Origin of the sequence: Nitratireductor alexandrii (assembly GCF_004000215.1) — a bacterium.
In the GTDB taxonomy this organism is placed as follows: Bacteria; Pseudomonadota; Alphaproteobacteria; order Rhizobiales; family Rhizobiaceae; genus Mangrovimarina; species Mangrovimarina alexandrii.
The window spans coordinates 435446-459202 of sequence record NZ_RBVY01000004.1; the positions used below are offsets into that span (position 1 = coordinate 435446).

General features: G+C 64.9%; 22 protein-coding genes and 2 tRNA genes. 11 read left to right on the forward strand and 13 right to left on the reverse strand.

From position 1 onward, the window contains the following. Positions 1–43 precede the first annotated feature (43 nt). Positions 44–1033, forward strand: a complete 990-nt coding sequence (locus EP380_RS11625) for an alpha/beta hydrolase family protein (protein ID WP_127598758.1) — start codon at positions 44–46, stop codon at positions 1031–1033. Between the two features lie 47 nt (positions 1034–1080). Here EP380_RS11625 and thrS read toward each other — a convergent pair whose 3' ends face one another. From thrS to EP380_RS11645, 4 genes are all read right to left on the reverse strand, one after another. Next, positions 1081–3057, reverse strand: a complete 1977-nt coding sequence (thrS, locus tag EP380_RS11630) for a threonine--tRNA ligase (protein ID WP_127598759.1) — start codon at positions 3055–3057, stop codon at positions 1081–1083. 199 nt (positions 3058–3256) lie between these two features. Further along, on the reverse strand, positions 3257–3433 hold the full coding sequence (locus EP380_RS11635) for a YegP family protein (RefSeq protein ID WP_106569238.1): 177 nt from the start codon (positions 3431–3433) through the stop codon (positions 3257–3259). Positions 3434–3600: 167 nt separating this feature from the next. Next, complete coding sequence (gene yidD / locus EP380_RS11640; protein ID WP_106569237.1) at positions 3601–3933, reverse strand: membrane protein insertion efficiency factor YidD; 333 nt, start codon at positions 3931–3933, stop codon at positions 3601–3603. A 76-nt stretch (positions 3934–4009) separates the two neighbouring features. Beyond that, positions 4010–4456: an iron-sulfur cluster assembly scaffold protein gene (locus tag EP380_RS11645; RefSeq protein ID WP_106569236.1), complete on the reverse strand. Its 447-nt coding sequence runs from the start codon at positions 4454–4456 to the stop codon at positions 4010–4012. Positions 4457–4695: 239 nt separating this feature from the next. On the opposite strand from EP380_RS11645, the gene folE reads away from it, so the two are divergent. The 3 genes from folE to EP380_RS11660 all read left to right on the forward strand — a co-directional run bounded on the left by folE (position 4696) and on the right by EP380_RS11660 (position 6964). Then, the gene (gene folE, locus EP380_RS11650) at positions 4696–5328 is read left to right on the forward strand and encodes a GTP cyclohydrolase I FolE (RefSeq protein ID WP_106569235.1); all 633 of its coding nucleotides are present in this window, start codon (positions 4696–4698) and stop codon (positions 5326–5328) included. Positions 5329–5449: 121 nt separating this feature from the next. Next, entirely contained in the window at positions 5450–5914 is a 465-nt protein-coding gene (hisI, locus tag EP380_RS11655) for a phosphoribosyl-AMP cyclohydrolase (protein WP_106569234.1), read from the forward strand. Positions 5915–5992: 78 nt separating this feature from the next. After that, on the forward strand, positions 5993–6964 hold the full coding sequence (locus tag EP380_RS11660) for a patatin family protein (RefSeq protein ID WP_106569922.1): 972 nt from the start codon (positions 5993–5995) through the stop codon (positions 6962–6964). Between the two features lie 25 nt (positions 6965–6989). Here the strand turns inward: EP380_RS11660 and recJ are convergent, their stop codons facing one another. The 5 genes from recJ to EP380_RS11685 all read right to left on the reverse strand — a co-directional run bounded on the left by recJ (position 6990) and on the right by EP380_RS11685 (position 12998). Then, complete coding sequence (gene recJ, locus EP380_RS11665; RefSeq protein WP_127598760.1) at positions 6990–8774, reverse strand: single-stranded-DNA-specific exonuclease RecJ; 1785 nt, start codon at positions 8772–8774, stop codon at positions 6990–6992. Between the two features lie 54 nt (positions 8775–8828). After that, on the reverse strand, positions 8829–9806 hold the full coding sequence (glpX, locus tag EP380_RS11670) for a class II fructose-bisphosphatase (protein WP_106569921.1): 978 nt from the start codon (positions 9804–9806) through the stop codon (positions 8829–8831). 147 nt (positions 9807–9953) lie between these two features. After that, on the reverse strand, positions 9954–11267 hold the full coding sequence (locus EP380_RS11675; RefSeq protein ID WP_106569232.1) for a homoserine dehydrogenase: 1314 nt from the start codon (positions 11265–11267) through the stop codon (positions 9954–9956). 39 nt (positions 11268–11306) lie between these two features. Then, positions 11307–12530, reverse strand: coding sequence for an LL-diaminopimelate aminotransferase (locus tag EP380_RS11680; RefSeq protein ID WP_106569231.1), 1224 nt, complete (start codon positions 12528–12530; stop codon positions 11307–11309). Positions 12531–12599: 69 nt separating this feature from the next. Beyond that, positions 12600–12998: a hypothetical protein gene (locus EP380_RS11685; RefSeq protein ID WP_127598761.1), complete on the reverse strand. Its 399-nt coding sequence runs from the start codon at positions 12996–12998 to the stop codon at positions 12600–12602. A gap of 110 nt (positions 12999–13108) precedes the next feature. Between EP380_RS11685 and EP380_RS11690 the strand changes: the two genes are divergently transcribed. The 6 genes from EP380_RS11690 (at position 13109) to EP380_RS11715 (ending at position 19616) form a co-directional block, all read left to right on the forward strand. Next, entirely contained in the window at positions 13109–14941 is a 1833-nt protein-coding gene (locus EP380_RS11690; protein ID WP_127598762.1) for a PHA/PHB synthase family protein, read from the forward strand. 330 nt (positions 14942–15271) lie between these two features. Continuing rightward, the gene (locus tag EP380_RS11695) at positions 15272–16591 is read left to right on the forward strand and encodes a D-Ala-D-Ala carboxypeptidase family metallohydrolase (RefSeq protein WP_238719831.1); all 1320 of its coding nucleotides are present in this window, start codon (positions 15272–15274) and stop codon (positions 16589–16591) included. Positions 16592–16756: 165 nt separating this feature from the next. Further along, a tRNA-Glu gene (locus EP380_RS11700) sits at positions 16757–16832 on the forward strand. 214 nt (positions 16833–17046) lie between these two features. Beyond that, complete coding sequence (gene map, locus EP380_RS11705) at positions 17047–17874, forward strand: type I methionyl aminopeptidase (protein ID WP_127598824.1); 828 nt, start codon at positions 17047–17049, stop codon at positions 17872–17874. Positions 17875–17984: 110 nt separating this feature from the next. Further along, positions 17985–18719: a RadC family protein gene (radC, locus tag EP380_RS11710; RefSeq protein WP_127598763.1), complete on the forward strand. Its 735-nt coding sequence runs from the start codon at positions 17985–17987 to the stop codon at positions 18717–18719. Between the two features lie 171 nt (positions 18720–18890). Continuing rightward, positions 18891–19616: a methyltransferase domain-containing protein gene (locus EP380_RS11715; protein ID WP_127598764.1), complete on the forward strand. Its 726-nt coding sequence runs from the start codon at positions 18891–18893 to the stop codon at positions 19614–19616. Between the two features lie 86 nt (positions 19617–19702). On the opposite strand, the gene tig is transcribed toward EP380_RS11715, so the two are convergent. The 4 genes from tig to EP380_RS11735 all read right to left on the reverse strand — a co-directional run bounded on the left by tig (position 19703) and on the right by EP380_RS11735 (position 23147). After that, positions 19703–21139 carry a trigger factor gene (tig, locus tag EP380_RS11720; RefSeq protein WP_127598825.1) on the reverse strand — a complete coding sequence of 479 codons (1437 nt, stop codon included), beginning with the start codon at positions 21137–21139 and terminating at the stop codon, positions 19703–19705. An 83-nt stretch (positions 21140–21222) separates the two neighbouring features. After that, a tRNA-Leu gene (locus EP380_RS11725) sits at positions 21223–21307 on the reverse strand. Between the two features lie 155 nt (positions 21308–21462). Next, complete coding sequence (locus tag EP380_RS11730) at positions 21463–22041, reverse strand: GDYXXLXY domain-containing protein (RefSeq protein ID WP_127598765.1); 579 nt, start codon at positions 22039–22041, stop codon at positions 21463–21465. Then, a complete protein-coding gene (locus EP380_RS11735) occupies positions 22038–23147 on the reverse strand; it encodes a DUF2157 domain-containing protein (RefSeq protein ID WP_127598766.1) in 1110 nt (369 codons plus the stop codon). Before EP380_RS11735 ends, EP380_RS11730 begins: the two co-directional genes overlap by 4 nt. Before the next feature lie 286 nt (positions 23148–23433). Here EP380_RS11735 and EP380_RS11740 point away from each other — a divergent pair, with 286 nt between their 5' ends. Continuing rightward, positions 23434–23574, forward strand: coding sequence for a DUF1127 domain-containing protein (locus tag EP380_RS11740; protein ID WP_106569223.1), 141 nt, complete (start codon positions 23434–23436; stop codon positions 23572–23574). The last annotated feature ends 183 nt before the right edge of the window (positions 23575–23757 follow it).

The following is a 23757-nucleotide window of genomic DNA, read 5'->3' on the forward strand; positions in this document are numbered from 1 at the left end:
AATAGCCTACCGACAGGGCAACCGGCGCCGCTTACCGAAGGCTATGATCGCGGCATTTCCCAAGGCGCTTCCGCGCGACCCGGCGCCTCTCCTCCCGTCCCGTCCCGCTCCGGACGGCGGGGTAGACGTCGCCACCGTGCTTTTCCAGGCCGAGGACGGATTTCCCCTGCGCGGCACGCTATACACAAACAGCGCCAAGACCGGCCCCGCCGTTCTTGTGTCGAGTGCGGCAGCGGTCCGCCGGCAGCATTACGGCCATTTTGCCGAGGCCGCCATCGCAGCCGGAGCGGCCGCGGTGCTGACCTACGACTATCGCGGCGTCGGCGGCTCGCGCCTGCCGGACGACTGGCGCGGCAGCGTCGCGATGGCCGACTGGGGCGTCAACGACATGGTCGGTGCCGCCCTGCTCCTCAAACGTCTTTTCCCCGGCCGCCCGCTGGTCGGCATCGGCCAGTCGATCGGCGGCACGATGCTGGGCCTGTGCCGGCTTCGGACGGAATTTTCGCGCTACGCCATGGTCGCCTCGGCGAGCGGTTATCTCGGCCTCACCGACGAGAGGCTGAGACTGTTGCTGGCGATGAACCTGATCGGCGTGCCGATAAGCCGGCTGCTCGGCGTCGCGCCGGCCTGGCTGGGAATCGGTGAAACGCTGCCGGGCCCGGTCTTTCGCGACTGGGCGCGCTGGTGCCGCCGGCCCGGCTTCCTGTTCGACGATCCGAGGCTCGCCGCCCATGCCGGCTTCAAATCGATTGGGTATCCGCTGCTGTCGGTGCGCGCCAGCGACGACCGCTGGTCGACCGAACGCGCCACCGCCGCGCTGATCGGAGAATTTTCCGCCGCCCGCTGGACGGCGCTCGACGTTCACCCTGCCGATGCGGGAGCGGCCCGGCTCGGCCATCTCGGTTTTTTCCGCCAGAAAAACGCTTCCTTGTGGCCACGGGTGATCGCCTGGCTGCTGGCGGACGCCGACAATAGACCGCCGCGGCACGCCAACCCCGAATTGGACAACGGCAAAACGCCCGCCTCAGCCTGAGCCGCGCGGCACCATCGCCGCGCGCTTCCTCTCAGTCGACAGGCCGCTCAGGCCGCCTTGGCGCGCCGGCGGCGCAAATCGGGCGGCGTCGCCTCCTCGGCAAGCATGGCAACCGCGTCGGCGAGCGCCAGCGACTGCTGATCGCGCGACCCGAGCCGGCGCAGATTGACCGTGCCTTCTTCCGCCTCGCGCCGGCCGCATACCAAAAGCACCGGCACCTTGGTCAGGGAATGTTCGCGCACCTTGTAATTGATCTTTTCGTTGCGCAGATCGGTTTCCACGATCAGTCCCCGATCCTTCAGCGTGCGCGCCACATCCTGGGCGTACTCGTCGGCGTCCGAGGTGATGGTGGCGACCACGACCTGCAGCGGTGCGAACCAGAGCGGAAAGTGGCCGGCATAGTTTTCGATCAGAATGCCCAGGAACCGCTCCATCGACCCGCAGATGGCACGATGCACCATCACCGGCTGCTTCTTTTCCGAATCCGCGCCGATATAGAAGGCGCCGAACCGCTCCGGCAGGTTGAAGTCGACCTGGGTGGTGCCGCACTGCCATTCGCGGCCGATCGCGTCCTTCAGCACATAGTCGAATTTCGGACCGTAAAACGCGCCGTCGCCGGGATTGATCGCGGTCTTGATGCGGTCGTCCGACTGCTGGATCTGGGTCAGCACACGGCCCATGATCTCCTCGGCATGGTCCCAGAGCGCATCGGAACCGACGCGCTTTTCCGGCCGGGTGGAGAAAAACACCGTGATCTCCTCGAAGCCGAAATCGGCATAGGTCGACAGGATCAGGTCGTTGATCTTCAGACATTCGGCCGCGAGCTGGTCCTCGGTGCAGAAGATATGCGCGTCGTCCTGGGTGAAGCCGCGCACGCGCATCAGACCGTGCAGGGCCCCGGACGGCTCGTAGCGGTGGACATTGCCGAACTCGGCCAGCCGGATCGGCAGGTCGCGATAGGATTTCAGGCCGTGCTTGAAGATCTGCACGTGGCCGGGGCAGTTCATCGGCTTCAACGCGAACACCCGATCGTCCTCGGCGTCATCGCCGGCGACCTGCACCTTGAACATGTTCTCGCGATACCAGCCCCAGTGGCCGGACGTCTCCCACAGGCCCTTGTCGAGCACCTGCGGGGCGTTAACCTCCTCGTAGCCTTCCTGGTCGAGGCGCCGGCGCATATAGGCGACCAGGTTCTGGAACATCCGCCAGCCCTTGGAATGCCAGAAGACGACGCCCGGTCCCTCTTCCTGGAAATGGAACAGGTCCATTTCGCGGCCGAGGCGTCGGTGGTCGCGTTTCTCGGCTTCCGCGAGCATGTGCATATAGGCGTCGAGCTGTTTCTGATCGGCCCAGGCCGTGCCGTAGATGCGCGTCAGCATGGGATTGTTGGCATCGCCGCGCCAATAGGCGCCCGCCACCTTCATCAGCTTGAAGGCGTTGCCGATCTGCCCGGTCGAGGCCATATGCGGGCCCCGGCACAGGTCGAACCAGTCGCCCTGGAAATAGATCTTCAGGTCCTGGTCTTCCGGGATCGCATCGATCAACTCGACCTTGTAGGTCTCGCCCTTGTCGCGAAACACCTGCCTGGCCTTGTCGCGATCCCAGACCTGCTTGGTGAACGGCATGTTGCGGCCGATGATCTCGCGCATCTTTTTCTCGATGGCGGGAAAATCCTCCGGCGTGAACGGCTCGTTGCGCGCGAAATCGTAATAGAACCCGTTTTCGATCACCGGCCCGATGGTGACCTGGGTCCCGGGCCACAATTCCTGCACCGCCTCGGCCAGCACATGGGCGGCGTCGTGGCGGATCAGTTCGAGCGCGCGCGGATCGTCGCGGGTGATGATCTCGACCGCGCCGGAGGCGCCGACCGGATCGGCGAGGTCGCGCACCGTGCCGTCGAGCGCATAGGCGACCGCCTTCTTGGCCAGCGATTTCGAAATCGATTCGGCAAGCTGCGCGCCGGTCGTCGCCGCGTCATGCTCGCGCACCGATCCATCGGGAAATTTTAGGGAAATCTGCGACATCGTCTTCTCCTATCCAGTCCCGCACACGAACGCGGGTGGTATCGTCTTGATTGGCAGGCGCGCACGGCAACACGCGCACGCCGGTCGGCACGCTACATAGGCACCGTACCCGCGCACGTAAAGCCCGCGCGAGGCGGAGACGCCGGGCGCGGACTGGATTTGCGAGGCTTAGGCGGAGCTGGACGCGCCCGCCGCTCCGTCAGCTGTTGTCTTCGACCGGCGCGTCCGGTCCGTTCTTCTTGATGGAATCGATCGCGTTCTGGGCGCTCGACTTCGAGGTGTAGCCTTCGGTCGAGAACATGATCTCGCTGTTATATTTGAAACGGACCCGGAACTCGCCCTTCTTGTCCTTATAGATCTCGAACTTGTGAGCCATGTGCGGCCTCCCTCTGCGTATTCGGAACGATGCGATTCGCAAACTGCCAGTGCCCGCGCCCGGGAACAAGCGCTGGATATCGCCTTATGTGCGGTTATGCCCCAATCTGTGGGCCGACCGCCCCCCGTGCGGCGACGCCGGACAGGCGTCGCGCACCGCCTTTGCTCTCACGCGGCATGCGAGCGCCGCCCCACACGCCAATAGCGCCACGGCATATACCAGCGCAGCCGGGCGTCGAGCGCCTCGGGCACGTTGTCGATGCCGTGCGTGCCGCCCGGGCCGCAGCGCGCGACTCGAAACAGAGCCATCCAGCCGCCCGACCACAGCCCGTGGCGGGCGATCGCCTCATAGGCATATTCCGAACAGGTCGGAAAATGCCGGCACGAATTGCCGATGAAACCCGACAGGGTGAGCTGGTAGAGCCGCACGAAGCCTGTCCCGAACAGCCGTCCTGGCGTCTTCGGCCAATCTCCGGAAAAATTGCGCGAGCGAGCGGTCATGTCCGGCTCATTGAATTAGCGCAGCGATGCCGGCCGCGGATGCGGCGTTGCCAAGGGCCGGTCGGATCCACGCCGGTCAGGCCGCCTGCCCGGCCTGCTTTTTCTCGATCTGGCCGATCGCGTCGACAACCGCATCGAAGGTCAAGAGCGTGGAGGCGTGGCGGGCCTTGTAGTCGCGCACCGGCTCCAGATATTTCAGGTCCTCGAACCGGCCCTGCGGCGGTGCGCCGTCTTCCTTCAGCATTGTGCGCATGGTTTCGCGCACGGCCCGCAACTCCTCCGCCGAGGCGCCGACGACATGGCTGGCCATGATCGACGACGAGGCCTGGCCGAGCGCACACGCCTTGACCTCGTGGGCGAAGTCGGTGACGACGCCGTCCTTCATCTTCAGGTCCACGACAACGGTGGAGCCACACAGCTTGGAATGCGCCTTGGCGCTGGCGTCGGCATCGTCAAGCCGCCCGATGCGCGGAATATTGCCGGCGAACCCGAGAATTTTCGCGTTGTAGACGTCGTTGATCATGATTTTCGCACGCCCGTTGAAATTGCGACAATCCGTTTCCGTCTGCCGCCTTTCAATTGTTGTATCCGCTCATATATAATGCCTGGGTTGCCGTTGCAGCAAGACGTACGGTTTTGGCGCAACGGAAAACACGACGCCATTTTCGGGCAGTTTCGGAATTTCGTTCCCGCAATCCCTGAAAAGGCCGTGGTCCGTTCAACTCGTTCCCCCGTAGAGGGGAACTACGGGAGACGCTTTTCATGGACGCAATCGTGAAACCATTCGCTACATCCACCGCTGTCGTTACCCAGGCCGACAGGCCCAGCCAGACCGAGGCCGAAGAGGCCGTGCGCACGCTGTTGCGCTGGATCGGCGAAGATCCGGGCCGCGAGGGCCTGCTCGACACGCCCCAGCGCGTCGCAAAAGCCTATCGCGAAATGTTTTCCGGCTACGAGCGCGATCCGGCCGACGAGCTCGGCCGCACCTTCGAGGAAGTCGCCGGGTTCGACGATATGGTCATCGAGCGCGACATCTATTTCCATTCCCATTGCGAGCACCACATGGTGCCGATCATCGGCAAGGCGCATATCGGCTATCTGCCGGACGGCCGGGTCGTCGGCCTGTCCAAGCTCGCCCGCGTGGTCGACATCTTCGCCCAGCGCCTGCAGACGCAGGAGGCGATGACGGCGCAGATCGCCTCCACCATCCAGGACGTGCTCAATCCGCGCGGCGTCGCCGTCATCGTGGAGGCCGAGCATATGTGCATGGCCATGCGCGGCATCCGCAAGCAGGGCGCAACCACGCTGACCTCCACCTTCACCGGCGTCTTCAAGGACGGGCCCGAAGAACAGGCGCGTTTCTTCACCCTGTTGCGGGCCGGCGCGAAAGCCTGACCTTGCGCCGGCCGCCGGCGGTCCGCAGTCCTTCGTCGCGAGACGGGCCCGGCCGCCCGCCGGTATCGCACGGCGCGAGCGGCTTTATGTCAAAGACGCATGGCTCAACACAGGACCCGGCATGACCCGATCCGATTTTCCCGCCCCGCCGACTTCCAAGAGCGAACTGGAGGAAGGCGCGGCCTTCACGCCGCGTTTCGACGCCAGCGGGCTGGTGACGGCCGTGGTCACCGATGCCGAGGACGGCATGGTGCTGATGCTGGCGCATATGAACGCCGAAGCGCTTGCCATGACGCTGCAAACCGGGATCGCGCATTACTGGTCGCGCTCGCGCGGCAGCCTTTGGAAAAAGGGCGAAACCTCCGGCAATCTCCAGCACGTCATCGAAATGCGCACCGATTGCGACCAGGACGCGGTCTGGCTGCGCGTGCGCGTGGCCGGTCACGACGCAACCTGCCACACGGGACGGCGTTCCTGCTTCTACCGGACCGTCGTCGCAGCCGACGGTGCCGCGCGCCTTGCCAAGGACGACGCGGCGCCGAAATTCGATGCCGCCGCCGTCTACAAAGACGCGAACCGGTCATAAACGGACCATGAACGCCGGATTCATGGTTTTGATACCCATTGCGGGTAAGGTGGAGACAGGGACGCAAGGGAGATGACGATGCTCGAATGGGCATCCCTTCGCACGAAACAGGAAACCAGGGACGACCGCGCGCCGCCCCCGGAGACCGATGCGCCCGGCCCACTGCCCCAGCCCAAGACCGGAATCGCACTGGCGCTCGGCGGCGGCGCGGCGCGCGGCTGGGCCCATATCGGGGTGCTGCGTGCGCTCGACGAGGCCGGCATCAGGATCAACATGATCGCCGGCACCTCGATCGGCGCCCTGGTCGGCGGCTGCTATCTGGCCGGCAAGCTGGACGAGTTGGAAGAATTCGCCCGCAGCCTGACCAAGCGCCGCATCTTCGGGCTGCTCGACCTGCATCTGGGCGGCAGCGGCCTGTTCGGCGGCATGCGGCTGACGGCGCGCATGCAGCAGCATATGCGCGGGGTTACGTTCGAGGATCTGGAAAAACCCTTCGTCTGCGTCGCGGCCGAAATCCGCACCGGCCACGAAATCTGGCTGTCGAGCGGCAATTTGATCACCGCCATGCGCGCCTCCTACGCGCTGCCGGGCGTGTTCGAGCCGGTCAGCGCCAACAATCGCGTGCTGGTCGACGGCGCACTGGTCAACCCGGTGCCGGTTTCGGTATGCCGCGCCTACGAGCAGCCGCTGGTGGTGGCGGTCAATCTGCACTACGACCTGTTCGGCCGCGCCGCCGTCATCAAGCACAGCGCCGGCGAACTGGTGGTCGAAAAGCCGAAACGCGCCGCCGACGTCACCGGCCACAACCCCCGCGACGCCGAGACCCGTCTCGGTATCACCGGGGTGATGGTGGAAGCCTTCAACATCATCCAGGATCGGATTTCGCGGGCGCGACTGGCCGGCGATCCGCCCGATTTGTCCTTGCAGCCCAAGCTCGGTCAGATCGGGCTGACCGAGTTCCACCGCGCCGACGAGGCGATCCGCCTCGGTTACGACGCCACCCTTGCCAACATCAACGAACTCAAGCGCCTGCAGACCGTGCTGGCCTGACCGGCAGGCCGCTGCCGACAGACGCTCAATCGGCGGCCGCAGCGTCGCTCAGTCGGAACTGCACCGATTTGGTGCCGTTCCAGTAATTGGCCGACAGCGATCCCGCCGCATGGATCAGCCGGCCGCGACTGGCCATGAGAAAACGGCCGAGATCGGTGTCGGCGCTGCGAAAAGCCATCGCCTGCAGTCGGCCGCCGGCGCCGGAGCGCAGCGCGATTCGCAAATGGCCCTGCCCGACCGGGCGCACGTCCGATATCTGGTGTCGCGGCAGGACAAAGACGGGCTGTGGATGGCCGGTGCCAAAGGGCCCGGCGCGTTCGAGCAGGTCGAGAAGCTCGAGCGTGGCGCCGTCGGCGGCGAGTGCTGCGTCGATCTTCAAGGCCTGCTCCTCACGCAGGCGAAACACGGCCTCGGCCGCCTGCCCCTCGAAAAACGCCCGCAAGGCGCCCAGTTTGGCGCGTTCCACCGTGATGCCGGCAGCCATGGCGTGTCCGCCGCCCTTGACGATCAACCCGCGTTCGGCAGCTTCGCGCACCAGCCGCCCGAGATCGAAGCCGGCGATCGAGCGGCCCGAGCCCGTGCCCTCGCCATTGGCGTTGAAGGCGACCGCGAAGACCGGCCGGCGCAATTGCTCCTTCAGCCGCGACGCGATCAGCCCCACAATGCCCGGGTGCCATGTCGTGCTCTGGGTTAGGAACACCGCCGGGCCCCGCCCGTTTGCGAGTTCGGCCTCGGCCTCCGCGCGCGCCTCTTCCAGCATCGTGCGTTCCATCGCCTGACGCTCCTGGTTGAGCCGGTCGAGTTGCTCGGCGATCGCGCGCGCGGCGACCGGGTCGGTCTCGGCCAAAAGCCGCGCGCCCAGCGCCGCGTCGCCGATGCGCCCGCCGGCATTGATGCGCGGGCCGATCAGAAAGCCGAGATGAAACGTGTTGGTCGGCTCGCCGATACGCGCCACGCGCTGCAGCGCCGCCAGGCCGGGGTTGTTCTGGTGCCGGGCCGCGACCAGTCCCTTGACCACGAAGGCGCGGTTGACGCCAACGAGCGGCACGACATCGCACACGGTCGCAAGCGCGACCAGGTCGAGCAACTCCAACAGGTCGGGCAAGGCGCCGGATTTGCCGCTGGCGCGCAGGTGCTTGACGGTCTGCACCAGAGCTAGAAAAGTGACCCCGGCGGCGCATAGATGCCCCTGCCCCGACAAATCGTCCTCGCGATTGGGATTGACGACGGCGAGCGCGTCGGGCAGCGCGCCGCCGACCTGGTGGTGGTCGAGCACGACGACGTCGGCGCCGGCGGCGTTGGCGGCGGTGACCGAGGACGCGCTGTTGGTGCCGCAATCGACGGTGACGATCAGCGTGGCGCCGCGCGCGACGAGGTCGCGCATGGCGTCGGGATTGGGCCCGTACCCTTCGAAGATCCGGTCGGGAATATAGATTTCCGCGTCGATGCCGAAATGGCGCAGAAAGCGCTTCATCAGCGCCGAGGAAGCGGCACCGTCGACGTCGTAATCGCCGAAGATCGCCACGCGCTCGCGCTTCAGGACGGCGGCGGCCAGCCGCGCCGCGGCCTTGTCCATATCGGTCAGCGAGGCCGGATCGGGCAGCAGATCGCGGATCGTCGGGTCGAGAAACCGTTCGGTCCCTGCCGCATCGATGCCGCGCCCGGCCAGGACGCGGGCGATGATGTCGGGCAGGCCGTGGGTCTGGGCGATCTGGAGCGCGTCGTTCTCGCCACGCGCCGACAGGCGGTGGATCCAGGCCTGTCCGGTCGCCGAGGTCCTGACGTCGAGGAACAGCCGCGCCTCACTCATGCCATCGTCCCGTTTTGGGGTCGTGACAGGCGCGTCGTGCGGCCGAGCGCGGCGTCAAAACTTGTCCAGATCCTGGTGCTTGGCCTTGATTTCGCGCACGGTGCGCGAGGACGAGCGCATCACGATCGTGTGGGTCTGCACGAAATCGCGGGCGAACTTGACGCCGGCCAACAGATTACCGTCGGTCACGCCAGTGGCCGCGAACAACACGTCGCCGCGCGCCATCTCGTCCATCTGGTAGATCTTGTCGGGATCGTCGATACCCATTTTCCTGGCGCGCGCGATCTTGTCCTCGGTGTTAAGCTGCAGGCGCCCCTGCATCTGGCCGCCGATGCAGCGCAACGCCGCCGCCGCGAGCACACCCTCCGGCGCCCCGCCGATACCGATATAGATGTCGATGCCGGTCTCGTCGGGATCGGTGGTGTGGATGACGCCGGCCACGTCCCCGTCGCCGATCAGGCGGATCGCGGCCCCGGTGGCGCGCACCTCCTCGATCAGCCGGGCATGGCGCGGACGGTCGAGGATGCAGGCGGTGATCTCGCCGACCGGCACACCCTTGGCCTTGGCGAGCCTGTCGAGATTTTCGGCCGCCGGCGCGTCGATGTCGATGATGCCGGCCGGATAGCCGGGCCCGATCGCGATCTTGTCCATGTAGACGTCCGGTGCGTAAAGCAGGCTGCCCTTTTCGGCGATAGCGATGACGGCGAGCGAGTTCGGCAGGTTCTTGGCGCAGATCGTCGTGCCTTCGAGCGGGTCGAGCGCGATGTCGACCTCCGGCCCGTCCTTGGTGCCCACTTCCTCGCCGATATAAAGCATCGGCGCCTCGTCGCGCTCGCCTTCGCCGATCACCACGGTACCGGTAATCGGCAGACGGTTGAGTTCCGAGCGCATCGCATCCACGGCCACCTGGTCGGCAGCCTTCTCGTCGCCGCGCCCGCGCAGCCTGGCCGCCGCCACGGCGGCGCGCTCGGTCACACGGACCAGCTCGAGGGTAAGGATGCGATCGAGACCGTCGGAAGCGAGTTTGGCCATTTTTGTATCCTGAAACGGGGCGCCGGCGAGCCGGGGCGGATAGTCGGTCGCCTCTTTTGTCAAACGGGCTCGGCGACGGCAAGGGACGGCTGAGGGCTTTCCCCTAATCGCCAATCATAACAATCGATTAAAAAGCACCGCCACGGCCTACTCGGCGCGCTCGATGCGGATCACCTGTGGCGTGTCGACGACATGGCCGTCCCGGGTGATGCCCTCGACGGCCTTGCGCACCGCAGCCTCGGTGGTCTCGTGCGTGACCAGGATCACCGTCTTGTGGTCGGCGCCGTTTTCGCCGTTGGCGTGCTGGACGATCGATTCCAGCGAAATATCGTTGGCGGCCATGCGCTTGGCGATCGCAGCGAAGGCGCCTGCGCGATCGATCACCGTCAACCGGATGAAGTAGCCGCCGGCATGGGCGCGCATGCGGGCGCGCTTATAGGGCGCGAGTTCGCGCGCCGGCCGGCCGAAGACCGGCCCGTGCTGGAAGCCGGGGCTCGCCTTGGCGATGTCGGCGATGTCGCCGACCACGGCCGACGCGGTGGCGTTGCCGCCGGCACCCGGCCCCGACAAAAGCAATTCGCCCAAAATGTCGGTCTCGATCGCCACCGCGTTGGTGACACCGTCGACCTGGGCGATCACCGAGGCCGTCGGCACCATGGTCGGGTGCACGCGCTGCTCGATGCCGCTTTCGGTGCGCTGGGCAACGCCCAACAGCTTGATCCGGTAGCCCAACTCACCGGCCGCGCGGATATCGGCCTGGGTGATGTTGGAAATGCCTTCCATATAGATGTCGCCGGCCGAAATGCGGGTGCCGAAGGCAAGGCTGGTCAAAAGCGACAGCTTGTGGGCCGTGTCGTGGCCCTCGATGTCGAAAGTCGGATCGGCTTCCGCATAACCGAGGCGCTGAGCGTCGGCCAGGCAGTCGGCGAACGACAGCCCCTCCTCTTCCATGCGCGTCAAAATATAGTTGCAGGTGCCGTTGAGGATGCCGAAGACACGGCTGATCGTGTTGCCGGCCATCGCCTCGCGCATGGTCTTGATGACCGGGATGCCGCCGGCCACCGCCGCCTCGTAATTGAGAAGGACACCGCGTTTTTCCGCCTTTTCGGCCAACCCGACGCCGCTGGCCGCCAACAGCGCCTTGTTGGCGGTCACGACATGGCGGCCGGCCGCAAGCGCGGCTTCGACACAGTCCTTGGCGATGCCCGTCTCGCCGCCGATCAGTTCGACGAAAACGTCGATCTCGGCCTTTTTGGCGAGCGCGACCGGATCGTCGAACCATGCCGCATCGGCAAGCGCGATGCCGCGATCCTTGTGGCGATCGCGCGCCGACACCGCAACCACGGCGACCTCGCGCCCGCATTGGCGCGTCAGTTCGGCGGCCTTGTCGGTCAGCACGCGCACGACGGAGGCGCCGACCGTGCCAAGACCGGCAATTCCGACACGCAATGCTTCGCCCATGGCCGTCAGCCCCTTTCGTTCAAAAAATCATGTGCTGGTTCAGCGGCGCGCGCCGAGCGCGACCACATTGGTCTCGCCGTCCGGCCGGACGCTGCCGGCAAGAAAACGCTTGATGGAACGCGCCGCCTGGCGGATGCGATGTTCGTTCTCGACCAAGGCGATGCGCACGAAATCGTCGCCATGTTCGCCGAAACCGATGCCCGGCGCCACCGCGACGTCAGCTTTTTCCACCAGCAGTTTGGAAAACTCCAAAGAACCGGCCTCACGGAACGGCTCGGGGATCGGTGCCCAGGCGAACATGGTCGCCGCCGGCGCCGGTACGGTCCAGCCGGCACGGTCGAACGATTCGACCAGCACGTCGCGACGGCGGCGATAGGTCTCGCGCACCTCCTCGATATCCGACCCGTCGCTGTTGAGCGCCGCGGCGGCCGCCACCTGGATCGGCGTGAACGCGCCATAGTCGAGATAGGATTTGACCCGCGACAGCGCGGCGATCAGCCGGTCATTGCCGACCGCGAACCCCATGCGCCAGCCCGGCATGGAAAAGGTCTTCGACATCGAGGTGAATTCGACCGTGACGTCGATGGCGCCCGGCACCTGCAGCACCGAGGGCGGCGGATTGTCGTCGAAATAGATCTCGGCATAGGCGAGATCGGACAGGATGATGAGGTCGTGCCGTTTGGCAAACGCGACCACATCCTTGTAGAAATCGAGCGTGGCGACATAGGCCGTCGGATTGGACGGATAGTTGAGGATCAGCGCCAGCGGCCGCGGGATCGAATGCTTGACCGCGCGTTCCAGCGCCGGAATGAAACCTGAATCCGGCTCGGCGGGGATCGAACGGATGACGCCGCCCGACATGATGAAGCCAAAAGCATGGATTGGATAGGTCGGGTTGGGGCACAACACCACGTCGCCCGGCGCGGTGATCGCCTGGGCCATGTTGGCGAACCCCTCCTTGGAGCCGAGCGTGGCGACGACCTGGCTTTCGGGATCGAGCTTGACGCCGAAACGACGGGCGTAATAGGCGGCCTGCGCACGCCGCAATCCGGGGATGCCGCGCGAAGCGGAGTAGCGGTGGGTACGCGGATCGCGGACCACGTCACATAATTTGTCGACGATCGACTTGGGGGTCGGCAAATCGGGATTGCCCATGCCGAGATCGACGATGTCGGCGCCCCTGGACCGCGCGCTGGCCTTCAGGCGGTTAACCTGTTCGAACACGTAAGGCGGCAGCCGGCGGGTTTTGTGAAACTCTTCCATGACGGTCTCGACGGGAATGGAGCGATCTGGGCGCGCGTATACACCCAATCCGGCAGTCGGTCGATAGCGTCACTCGCCCTCGATCTTCTTGAGCGTCTCCTCGCCGTGCGTCTCGCCGAGCTTGCGCAACCTTTCCAGTTCGGACGGCGCGATACCCGGTTGCTGGGCGACCTCGGCCTGACCGCTGGCCGAGCGGCGCACCTCGCCCTTCTTGGCGCTGGCCTCCCCGGGGCTGAGCTGGTTGACCGCGCCCTGGCGCGGCACATTCAGATTCGGATAACGGCCGGTATTGCGCAACGCCGGCGGCGACACACCGTCGATGGGGGCGGTCGGGCCGTTGTCGAGCGCGCCGGCCGGAACTGCGTCCTCGATCGGAACGCCAGCACAGGCCGCCACCGCAACAGGCGCTGCGACGATCAGTCCGCGCAAAACGGCACGGGAAAGAAACGATCGAGATGGTTTCGACATATTGCGTTCCCGAACGTCGGCTAGGCAAATCCCGGCCGCCGGTTCAATGGACCGCTATGGCCGTCACATGATATTGTGTCAACAAAAGGCCCGGGAGGAGCAGCGCCGCAATGGCCAGCCAGGACGACAAGACCAATACGGACGCCAGCGCCTCGTCGGTCGAACAATATATCGTCAAGGATCCGGAGCAGTTCGCCCGCAATCTCGCCCACATGATCGAGCAGGCCGGCAAGGCGGCCTCGGCCTGGGTGACGCCGCGCGAACGTGGCGAGGTGCGCGACAGCGTCGCCGAGCCGATGGCCGACATGGTCAAGACCTTTTCCAAACTATCCGAATACTGGCTGTCGGACCCCGCGCGCGCGCTCGAGGCCCAGACCAAGCTGTTCGCCGGCTACATGAACGTGTGGTCGAACGCGGTCGGCAGGATGTCGGGCGAGCAGCGCGGCGAAGGCGGCGTCGAGCCCGAGCGCGGCGACAAGCGATTCCAGGATCCCGAATGGGGCCGCAATGCGTTTTTCGATTTCCTCAAACAAGCCTATCTGGTGACCTCGCGCTGGGCGGGCGAGCTTGTCGAACATGCCGACGGCCTGGACGAACACACCCGCCATAAGGCCAATTTCTACGTCCGCCAGATCACCCAGGCGATCTCGCCGTCGAACTTCATCCTCACCAATCCCGAACTGTTCCGCGAGACGGTGGCCACCAACGGCGAAAACCTGGTGCGCGGCATGAAAATGCTGGCCGAGGACATCGCCGCCGGCAAGGGCGATCTAAAACTGCGCCAGGCCGACTACTCCAAATTCGCGGTCGGCAAAAACATCGCCACCAGCCCGGGCAAGGTCGTCGCGCGTAGCGAGCTGGCCGAAATCATCCAGTACGAGCCGACCACCCCCAAGGCGCTGAAACGGCCGCTGATGATCTGCCCGCCGTGGATCAACAAATTCTACATTCTCGACCTGAACCCGGAAAAATCCTTCATCCGCTGGGCCGTCGAACAGGGCCACACCGTGTTCGTGATTTCCTGGGTCAATCCCGACGGGCGCCACGGCAGGAAGGGCTGGGACGCCTATATCGAGGAAGGCATCGGCTTTTGCCTCGACACGATCGAGAAAGCGACCGGCGAGCGCACCGTCAACGCGATCGGCTATTGCGTCGGTGGCACGCTGCTGGCCGCCGCCCTCGCCCTGATGGCCAAGCGTGGCGACCGGCGCATCGGCTCCGTCACCTTCTTCACCACCCAGGTCGATTTCACCCATGCCGGCGACCTGAAAGTGTTCGTCGACGAGGACCAGGTCGCCGCGCTCGAACGGGCCATGAACGAAAAGGGCTATCTCGACGGCACCAAGATGGCCACCGCCTTCAACATGCTGCGCGCCGGCGACCTGATCTGGCCCTACGTCGTCAACAATTACATGCGCGGCAAGGAGCCGATGCCGTTCGACCTCTTGTACTGGAACTCCGATTCCACGCGCATGGCCGCCGCCAACCACTCCTTCTATCTGCGCAACTGCTACATGGAGAACAATCTGTCGCGCGGGCGGATGGTGCTCGGCGGCGAGACGCTGTCGCTGAAGGACGTCACCATCCCCGTCTACAATCTGGCCGCGCGCGAGGATCATATCGCGCCGGCCCGCTCGGTCTTCGTCGGCTGCCAGTTCTTCGGCGGCGACGTGGAGTTCGTGATGGCGGGCTCGGGCCATATCGCCGGCGTCGTCAACCCGCCGCAATCGAACAAATACCAGCACTGGACCGGCGGGCCACCGCTGGGCGCCTTCGACGACTGGGTCAAGTCGGCCAAGGAAAATCCCGGCTCCTGGTGGCCGCACTGGCAAAAATGGATCGAAAAACAGGATCGCAAACGCGTGTCCGCGCGGCGGCCTGAAGACGAAAAAGTGCCGATTTTGGGCGACGCGCCCGGCGACTACGTCACCGTCAGGGTATAGCGAAGCGCGGCAGGTGGGCAGTAGAACGGTACAAGTCGGGTAACGAACGGTAATGGTCTGTGATGGCGCGCGACGGCGCAAACGCCGCGCAACCGCCTGTGCAACACGGTGCTGCCGCATTTCACTCCTAGCGCGGGGTGGCGGCCGGGATTGCACTTTGAGCGTGACTTCGTTAGGGCTCGAATGATCGATTCCGCGATTGTCCGGCTCCGGTGGGCACGGGGTTGGAAGGGCTGCGTTCCGAATTGGGAACGGTAAGAGGGGAATCCGTTGAAAACAACGCAAGCGCTCGTTGGCAGCAGGAACCGCCGCATACTCGCGACAGCGGCGTTGTCGGTTCTGCTCAGCGCCTGCACGACCGGCGGATCGATGTTCGATGTCGCCTCCCCGTCCTTTAACGGCACCAGCGGCACCACGACCGGCCCGGTCGTTCTGGACGCGATCGAAGAGAGCGATCTCGCCACGATCGACGAAGCGCCCCCGCCTTCCGTGATAGAAGAAGGCGACACGGTGCTACCCACCGAGGTCGCCTACCTGCCCGCCGACAAGCCCGGCACGGGCGCGCCGATGCCCGGCGAGGAGAGCGCCGAGGCCCTTGCCGCAACGCCTAACGGACAGGACCGAGCGGTCGAGACCGGCGACGAGTCGGGCGGGGCAACCGCCGCCGCGACATTGCAACCCGCCCCGGCACCGCCGGCCGAACCGCCGAAAAAACGCGGTTTCTTCGCCAGCCTGTTCAACAGTCCCGCGCCACGAACCGCCGAGACCGAGCGCGGCCGCGCGCCGCGCCAGAATCGCATCGCAACGCCCGAAACGACCGTTGCCGCCGCCATACCGGCCGACAAGCCAGAAACCGCAACACCTCCCCTGCCCGCGCCGGCGAACGCCGCCGAAGAAACCGCCGCATCGACCGACGACGCAACGCAGCCCGTCGCCCCCGAACCCACCGCCTTCATCGAGAGCGGCCCCGGGCCCGCGCCCGCGCCGGTTCAAAAGCGCGGTTTTCTGGCAAGCCTGTTTTCCAACGACGTGCGCTCGGCCGACACGGCCGAGCGGCCTGCCGCAAGAACCACGCCGCGCCGCGAGCCGGTGGTCGCGCTTGCCTCGACCGGACCGGCCAAGCCGATCATCGATCCGGTCTCGCCGACCGGTTCCGGAGATGCCCTGCCCGGCGTGCGCCAATCGGCGCTGTTCGAGATCACCAGAAAATCCGGGCTCGACGAAGACGACGACATCGACGTGCACGAGGCCGGCGAGCCGGTACGCGTGGCCTCGGCGGCGGGTCTGGCCCGTCTTGCCCCCAACGGCTTGATCAAGCAGACCGACAGGGTCGATGTCGGTTGCCTCAAACCGTCGCTCGTGCGCGTGCTGCGCCGGGTCGAGCAGCATTTCGGCAAGAAGCTTATCGTCACCTCCGGCTATCGCAGCCCGGCGCGCAATCGACGCGCGCGCGGCGCGCGCAACTCCTTGCACATGTATTGCGCGGCCGCCGATGTGCAGGTGCCGGGCGTATCCAAGGCGCAACTGGCCCGCTTTGTCCGCGCCATGCCCGGTCGCGGCGGTGTCGGCACCTATTGCCACACCAAATCGGTGCATATCGATGTCGGTCCCGAGCGGGACTGGAACTGGCGCTGTCGTCGCCGGCGCTGAGCCCCGCCGTTCCCGCCTTCCCACTCGCCGGTTTTCGCGATCGCTGCAGCGCGACGACAGGCATTGGCGTGTGATTTATGCAGCCCGGCAAAAAATCTTCCGCCCGATCTGTTTTGCGGGTTGTCGCCCAACAGGAAGCTGACTATAAGGCCGCACGTTCCCCGCGCGCCCATCGTCTAGCGGTCTAGGACGCCGCCCTTTCACGGCGGAAACACGGGTTCGAGTCCCGTTGGGCGTGCCAATCTTTCCAGTGATCCCATTGAATGCAGCGCGACCCGCCCCATCGAGGCGGGGCTTTTGGCCATGCCGGTCGACCCAGGCATGCGCCCTTCGCGGCAATGGCAGCGCTGCGGGCTTGATGCCGGCGCGCTTCGATGCCAAATCTGCGTATGAAGGTGCCGCCACCGACGGCCGCGCCCGCTCCCGTTGCCAACGCACGCCCGAAAGACGAGCCCATGGTCACCTATCAGGACGCGGCAACCGCGCCACTCAAAAACACCGGTCAGATTCGCCTCTACGACGAGACCGGCTTCGAAGGCATGCGCCGCGCCTGCCAGTTGACCGCGCGCTGCCTCGACGAGCTTGTTCCGATGGTCGAACCCGGCGTCACCACCGAAACGCTCGATCGCTTCATCTTCGAATTCGGCATGGACCACGAGGCCATCCCGGCGACGCTCAACTATCGCGGCTACACCAAATCGTCCTGCACCTCGATCAACCACGTGGTCTGCCACGGCATTCCCGACCGCAAGCCTTTGCGCGAGGGCGACATCGTCAATATCGACGTCACCTACATCCTCGACGGCTGGCACGGCGATTCCTCGCGCATGTACCCGGTCGGGCAGATCAAGCGGGCGGCCGAAAGGCTGTTGGAGGTGACCCATGAAAGCCTGATGCGCGGCATCGCGGCGATCCGGCCGGGCGCACGCACCGGCGCGATCGGCGCGGCAATCCAAACCTATGCCGAAGGCGAGCGCTGTTCGGTAGTGCGCGATTTTTGCGGCCACGGCGTCGGCCTTCTGTTTCACGACGCGCCCAACATCCTGCACTACGGCAGCCCGAACGAAGGGGTGGAGCTGAAACCGGGCATGATCTTCACCGTCGAGCCGATGATCAATCTCGGTCGGCCGCATGTCAAAGTGCTGTCGGACGGCTGGACGGCGGTCACGCGCGACCGCTCGCTGTCGGCGCAGTACGAGCACAGTATCGGCGTCACCGAAACCGGCTGCGAGATTTTCACCCTGTCGCCGGCCGAGCTCGACCGGCCGGGCCTGCGCGACTGAAAACGCAGCGTTCCGCCCCATTCCGCACGGCGATTCCCTCCGGCCACGAAACGGTCTAGGCTTGCCGCCGGGTGGGTCATGGAATGTGCGTCCTGCAAGCGGGAGGGTGGATGGCGCCGGAGGATGACGACGAACGCGGCTTTTTTGCCGAAAACCCCGTGCCCCGCGCCGGCAAGCCGCATTATTCGGGCCATCGCGAGCGGCTGCGCGAGCGGTTGCGCGACGGAGGCCAGGCCGCGCTCGCCGAATACGAGCTTCTTGAATTGCTTCTGTTTCGCTCGATTCCGCGCGCCGACACCAAGCCGGTTGCCAAGACGCTGATCGCCCGCTTCGGATCGTTCGCCGAAGTATTGGGCGCACCGGAACACCTGCTGCGCGAGGTGCAGGGCGTCGGCCCGGCGGTTGCCTTCGACCTGAAACTGGTCGCCGCCGCGGCCGAACGGATGCTCAAGGGTCGCATTCGCGGACGCCAGGTCCTGACCTCCTGGAGCGACGTTATCGACTATTGCCGCGCCGCGATGGCGTTCGAACCGCGCGAACAGTTCCGCATCCTGTTTCTCGACAAGAAGAACGCGCTGATCGCCGACGAGGTCCAACAGCAGGGAACGATCGATCACACGCCGGTCTATCCGCGCGAGGTCGTCAAGCGTGCGCTCGAATTGTCGGCGACGGCCCTGATCCTGGTCCACAACCACCCCTCAGGCGATCCCACGCCCTCGCGCGCCGACATTGAGATGACGCGGATGGTCGTCGAGTCGGCCAAACCGCTCGGCATCGCCGTCCACGATCACATTATCGTCGGCAAGAACGGCCACGCCAGCCTGAAGGGTCTGCAATTGATCTAAAATTTATGTAATTTTTCAATATATATTCATTCAAATTTGAATAATATTTTAAATAAATAAGGTTTTTCGAGAATCCCATCTCGAAAAGGCAATTAACCAAATTTGTCAATTGTTAAGCAAGTCGATTAACTTTCGTTTAACACTCTCAGCGGGTGACCGTGGGAGTTTATCATGCTTATTCGCCAGACAGCCGACAGCGGCGGTCTCGACATGCTCGGCCCGCGCCGGGCCAATCCGTACGAGAATTCGAACAGCCTGGAATTCGGGTTCCGGGCCCGCCGCTTCGTCCATATCCGCCGCCTGATCGAGGCGATCATCGCCGAACGCGGCCGCGCCGAGATCCTCGATCTGGGCGGGACGGAGACCTATTGGAAGATCGGCGCCGATTTCATCCGCGAAAATCGCGGCCGGCTGTCCTTCACCATGGTCAATACCGAAGACCAGCAGGTCGAGGACCCTTCCTTGTTCAGTTTCGTCGCCGAGAGCGCCTCGGATCCGGCGCTGTTTGACGGCCGGCAGTTCGACCTTGTTCACTCCAATTCGGTGATCGAGCATGTCGGCGACTGGTCGAACATGGAGGCGTTCGCCGCCAATGCGCGCCGCCTGGCGCCGCGCTATTACGTCCAGACGCCGAACTACTGGTTTGCCTACGAGCCGCATTTCCGCTTCCCAGGCTTCCAGTACCTTCCCAAACGCGTCCGCGCCGCCCTGCTGACGCGCTTCGCACTCGGCTTTTTCCAGCGCATCGGCTCGCTGGAGGAGGCGCGCGACATCATCCACCATCATCGGCTCCTGTCGACGCGTGAGATGGCGGGGCTGTTTCCCGATGCCGCGATCGTGCACGAGAAAGCGTTCGGTCTGAACAAATCGATAATCGCGATCCGCGACCGCTGCTGACCGCAGCCGCACAGCGCGAAACGCAAAACGGCCGCCCGGATCGGGCGGCCGTTTTCACATGACTCGGTTGAAAGGGAGGCCGTCTTCTAGTCGGCGCTCTCTTCTGCGTCCTTGGCCGCGGCCTTTTTCTTCGGTGCGGCCTTTTTCTTCGCCGGCGCCTTCTTGGCCGGCTTTTCGGCCGTCTCGTCCTCGTCGTCGGCCAGCAGCTCTTCCTTGGAAACCTTCTTGTCGGTCACCTCGACCTGGCCGAGCAGATGGTCGACGACCTTCTCCTCGAACAGCGGCGCGCGCAGCGTGGCAAGCGCCTGCGGATTGCTGCGGTAATAGTCGTAGATTTCCTTTTCCTGGCCGGGATAATGGCGCACGGTCTCGATCAGGGCGCGCTGCATCTCCTCGTCCGTGATCTGGACGCCGGCCTGCTCGCCGATTTCGGCCAGCACCAGGCCGAGCCGCACGCGACGCTCGGCGAGACGCTGATATTCCGCACGCGCCTCGTCCTCGGTCGTGTCCTCGTCCTCGAAGCCGCGGCCGGCCTTTTCGAGATCGTTCGTCACCTGGTTCCAGATATTCTGGAATTCCGCCTCGACCAACTTGGACGGCGCCTCGAACGAATAGGCTCCGTCGAGCGCGTCGAGAAGCTGGCGCTTGACCTTCTGACGGGTCAGCGCGCCGTACTGGCTTTCGATTTGACCCTTGACGATTTCGCGCAGCTTGTCGATCGAATCGAGCCCGAGATTCTTGGCCAGTTCGTCGTTGAGTTCCAACGCCTCCGGCTTGGAGACTTCGGAAATCTTGACATCGAACGTCGCTTCCTTGCCGGCCAGATGCGCCGCCTGGTACTCGGCCGGGAACGTGACGGTGATGGTCTTTTCATCGCCCGCCTTGGCGCCGACCAACTGTTCCTCGAAGCCGGGAATGAACTGCTTGGAGCCGATCACCAGATTGGCGCCGTCGTCCGCGCCGCCCTCGAAGGGTTCGCCGTCGATCTTGCCGACATAATCCAGCGTGACCCGGTCGCCGTCTTCGGCCTTGCCCTTCTTCGGCGTGAAGCTGCGTGCCGATTCGGCGATCCGCAGCATCTGCTCCTCGATCTCGGCGTCTTCGACGTCGTAGACCTCGCGCGTCACCTTGATGGTGTCGACGGCCTGGATCTCGATCGGTGGAATCACCTCGTAGGCGATCTGGAAGCTGAAATCGGCCTCGCCGGCCAGCACCTTCTCGGCTTCCTTCTCGTCCTCGGTCATCGTGACTTCGGGCTGCATGGCGGCCTTCTCGCCACGTTCGGAGATGATCGAGCCGGTGGAATTCGACAGAATGTCGTTGACGACCTCCGCCATCACCGCCTTGCCGTACATCTTGCGCATGTGCTGCATCGGCACCTTGCCCGGCCGGAAGCCGTTGATGCGCACCTTGCCCTTGGCGTCCTCGAGCCGCTCCATCAGCCGGGCTTCCAGGTCCTTGGCGGGAACCACCACCTGGATTTCCCGCTTCAGCCCTTCATTCAGCGTTTCGGTTACCTGCATCATCAAACCTTTGTCTTCGCGAATGCCGGCGATCCGGCGCCTGCCGTTTCGTGAGCCGGATTCTCTTGCCGGGAGTGGCTTCGTGGTGCGGGTGGAGGGACTTGAACCCCCACGGCTTGCGCCACAGGAACCTAAATCCTGCGTGTCTACCAGTTCCACCACACCCGCTCCGGAGGCTTTTTGACCCCCGAAAGCGCGGCGTTCTATATCATCAGCCTTTGTGGCTTCAAAGGAAAAAGGCCGCAAAAATGCGGCTTTTTTTCCGTCATGCTAGGTTTTTTCAAGCGGTCGGCTTCAGCCTACCGATTCGAATGGCTGCGCGGCTAATAAAGCGGCTCTTGATAGAGCGTGGTGTCGCCGTCCTGAAACGCCTTGATCTGCGCCTGCCCGGCGGCGCTGACGGCGGCGATCACATAAAAGCTGCGCTTGCGCATGTCGGCCTCGATCGCCCTGCCCTCGCCTTCCGGCAGATAGAAACGCTCGATGCCGTAGCGCAGCCTGACCCGGTCGGTCGCCGGCGACAGGCCGGATCGGAGCGCGCCGCGCAGGCGCACGCTTTTTTCGTCCGGCGGCGGAGCCCCCTGCGGTAAATGCATCGCCACCGGCTGGAAAAGCCCTTTTTCGTCGGCCTGGACATCGACCAGAACGATCGCGCCCTCGGCCAGCGTCCCCGCGGGCGGCGTCGAAAACAGCGTTTTGGGCAGGACGGAGATGCCATACCCGAGCCGCACATAGTCACCGCGCAGCAGATCGCGCGGATCGACCGGCTCGACCTTGAGGCGCACCTCCCAGCCATGGCGCAAAATATCGGCGCGGGCCTGGATCATCCATGCCAAAAAGCCGATCTGCAGCAGCGCCGCGGCAAGGGCGGCAGCGAAGAAAAGCCCGGTCCTGGCTTTCATGAGGGCGCTCCCCGACCGGTCGCGGGCGCGAGCAGTCTTTTTTCGAGGCGAATGATGACGGCGGCCATCGCCGCCAGGATCAGTCCGGCCGCGAGCAGGAAACCGGCCGTGCCGAGCATGGTTCCGACAGTGGCGACATAGACCACGCCCAATTCGAGCGTGAACAGCGCATAGGCGCACCAGCGCAGGGCGCGGCTGTCGCGGCCAGCCAGCATCAAGGCGGCCACGCAGCCGCCAAACGTCACCAGCGCCGCCAGCATGAAGACCGGATCGTCGACGATTTCCGCCTGGATGAGCATCATCGCCACGGCAAAGCCGATCAGCCCGTGCACGGGCGCGCCGCCGCCCAAACGCAGGATCCGCTCACTGGCCGCCTCGCGCGCGGCGCTCACCGCCAGAAACAAGGCCGATGCCACGGCAAGCGCGACCGGAACCGCCAGGCGTTCGCCATGCAGATAGATCAAGCAGACATAACCGACGAAAGCGAGCAACAGCAAATGCCTGGCCGCACGGCTGGCGGTCCACAACGACACCGCCCACAAGCCGGCCGCCAGCACCAGCCATTGCCAAGGCAAGGGGGACTGGCGCCAAAAATCCCAGCTATCCGTCCACAACCAGGCGACGGACAAGGCGACCGCAGCCGCCGTCAGGGCGGGCGACCGCAGCAGGATCGCGGCCAGCCCCACGCCCAGGCACCAGGTGAGCAGCGCGGCCGCCTCGTCGCCCGACAGGTGATACATCTGGCCGATCAGCGCGATCGAGGCGCCGAAGGCGGCGGCGGCCACCATATAGGCAGCCTCGCCGGCCCCGTTCTGGCCGCGCGCGCGCAGCCCCGCCCCGCCGAGATAGCCGGAGAGAATCACCGCAAACAGCATGCCGACCCGGGCAAGCCGCGGCAGCGCCTGCCAATTCGCCGCCACGAAGATCAGAATTGCAGCGCCGAGCAACAGCGCGGCCAGCATCGCCACGATGGCGCCGAACGAAATGCCTCTGCGACCGGTGTTTTCGACATCCTCGAGCAGCCGGCGCGCCGTCGTCGCGTCGACCAGCCCCGCAGCCCGCCAGCGCTCGATATCGGTTTTCAATCGTGTCGCATAGGAAGCCATGGTCGCTCGCTGTGTACCGTCCGGAATCGCTCTATCCTAGCGGTTTTGGCGAGCGCGGATAGAAGCCGGTTTTACCGGAATTGCCGCGCTGCACCATACGACCGCGCCCGCGCCTCGACACGAGGCAAAGCGGAGTGCGGCGTTTATGTGACGATCCGCTGATGTTGCGCCGCACAAAATGCATTGCTGCTATGCAATATATGCGCTTCAAATCGGCCCCGAACGCCCCTATCTTCCAATTGTCAACGAGAACAGCCGAAACGAAGATTTACGAAAGAGAACGACCATGAACCTGATCCGCAATTATCGCAACTGGCGCCGCTACCGGGAAACCGTCAACGAGCTGAGCCGCCTTTCGAACCGCGAACTCAACGATCTGGGCATCAGCCGCGGCGATATCCCCTTCGTCGCCCGCCGCTCGATCTAACACAGAACACGAATTTCGCCAGGACCATCCTCCTCCCAGGTCCTGTCGGATAAGGCCGGCATTCACCTCCTCCCGGATGCCGGCCGCCAAAACGACACCCGCCGGACCTCCTCCCCCGGCGGGTGTTGTTTTTTTGCGGGCAGCGCAAGCCATGCCCCGGTCTCCAACGACCATTCTGCCACG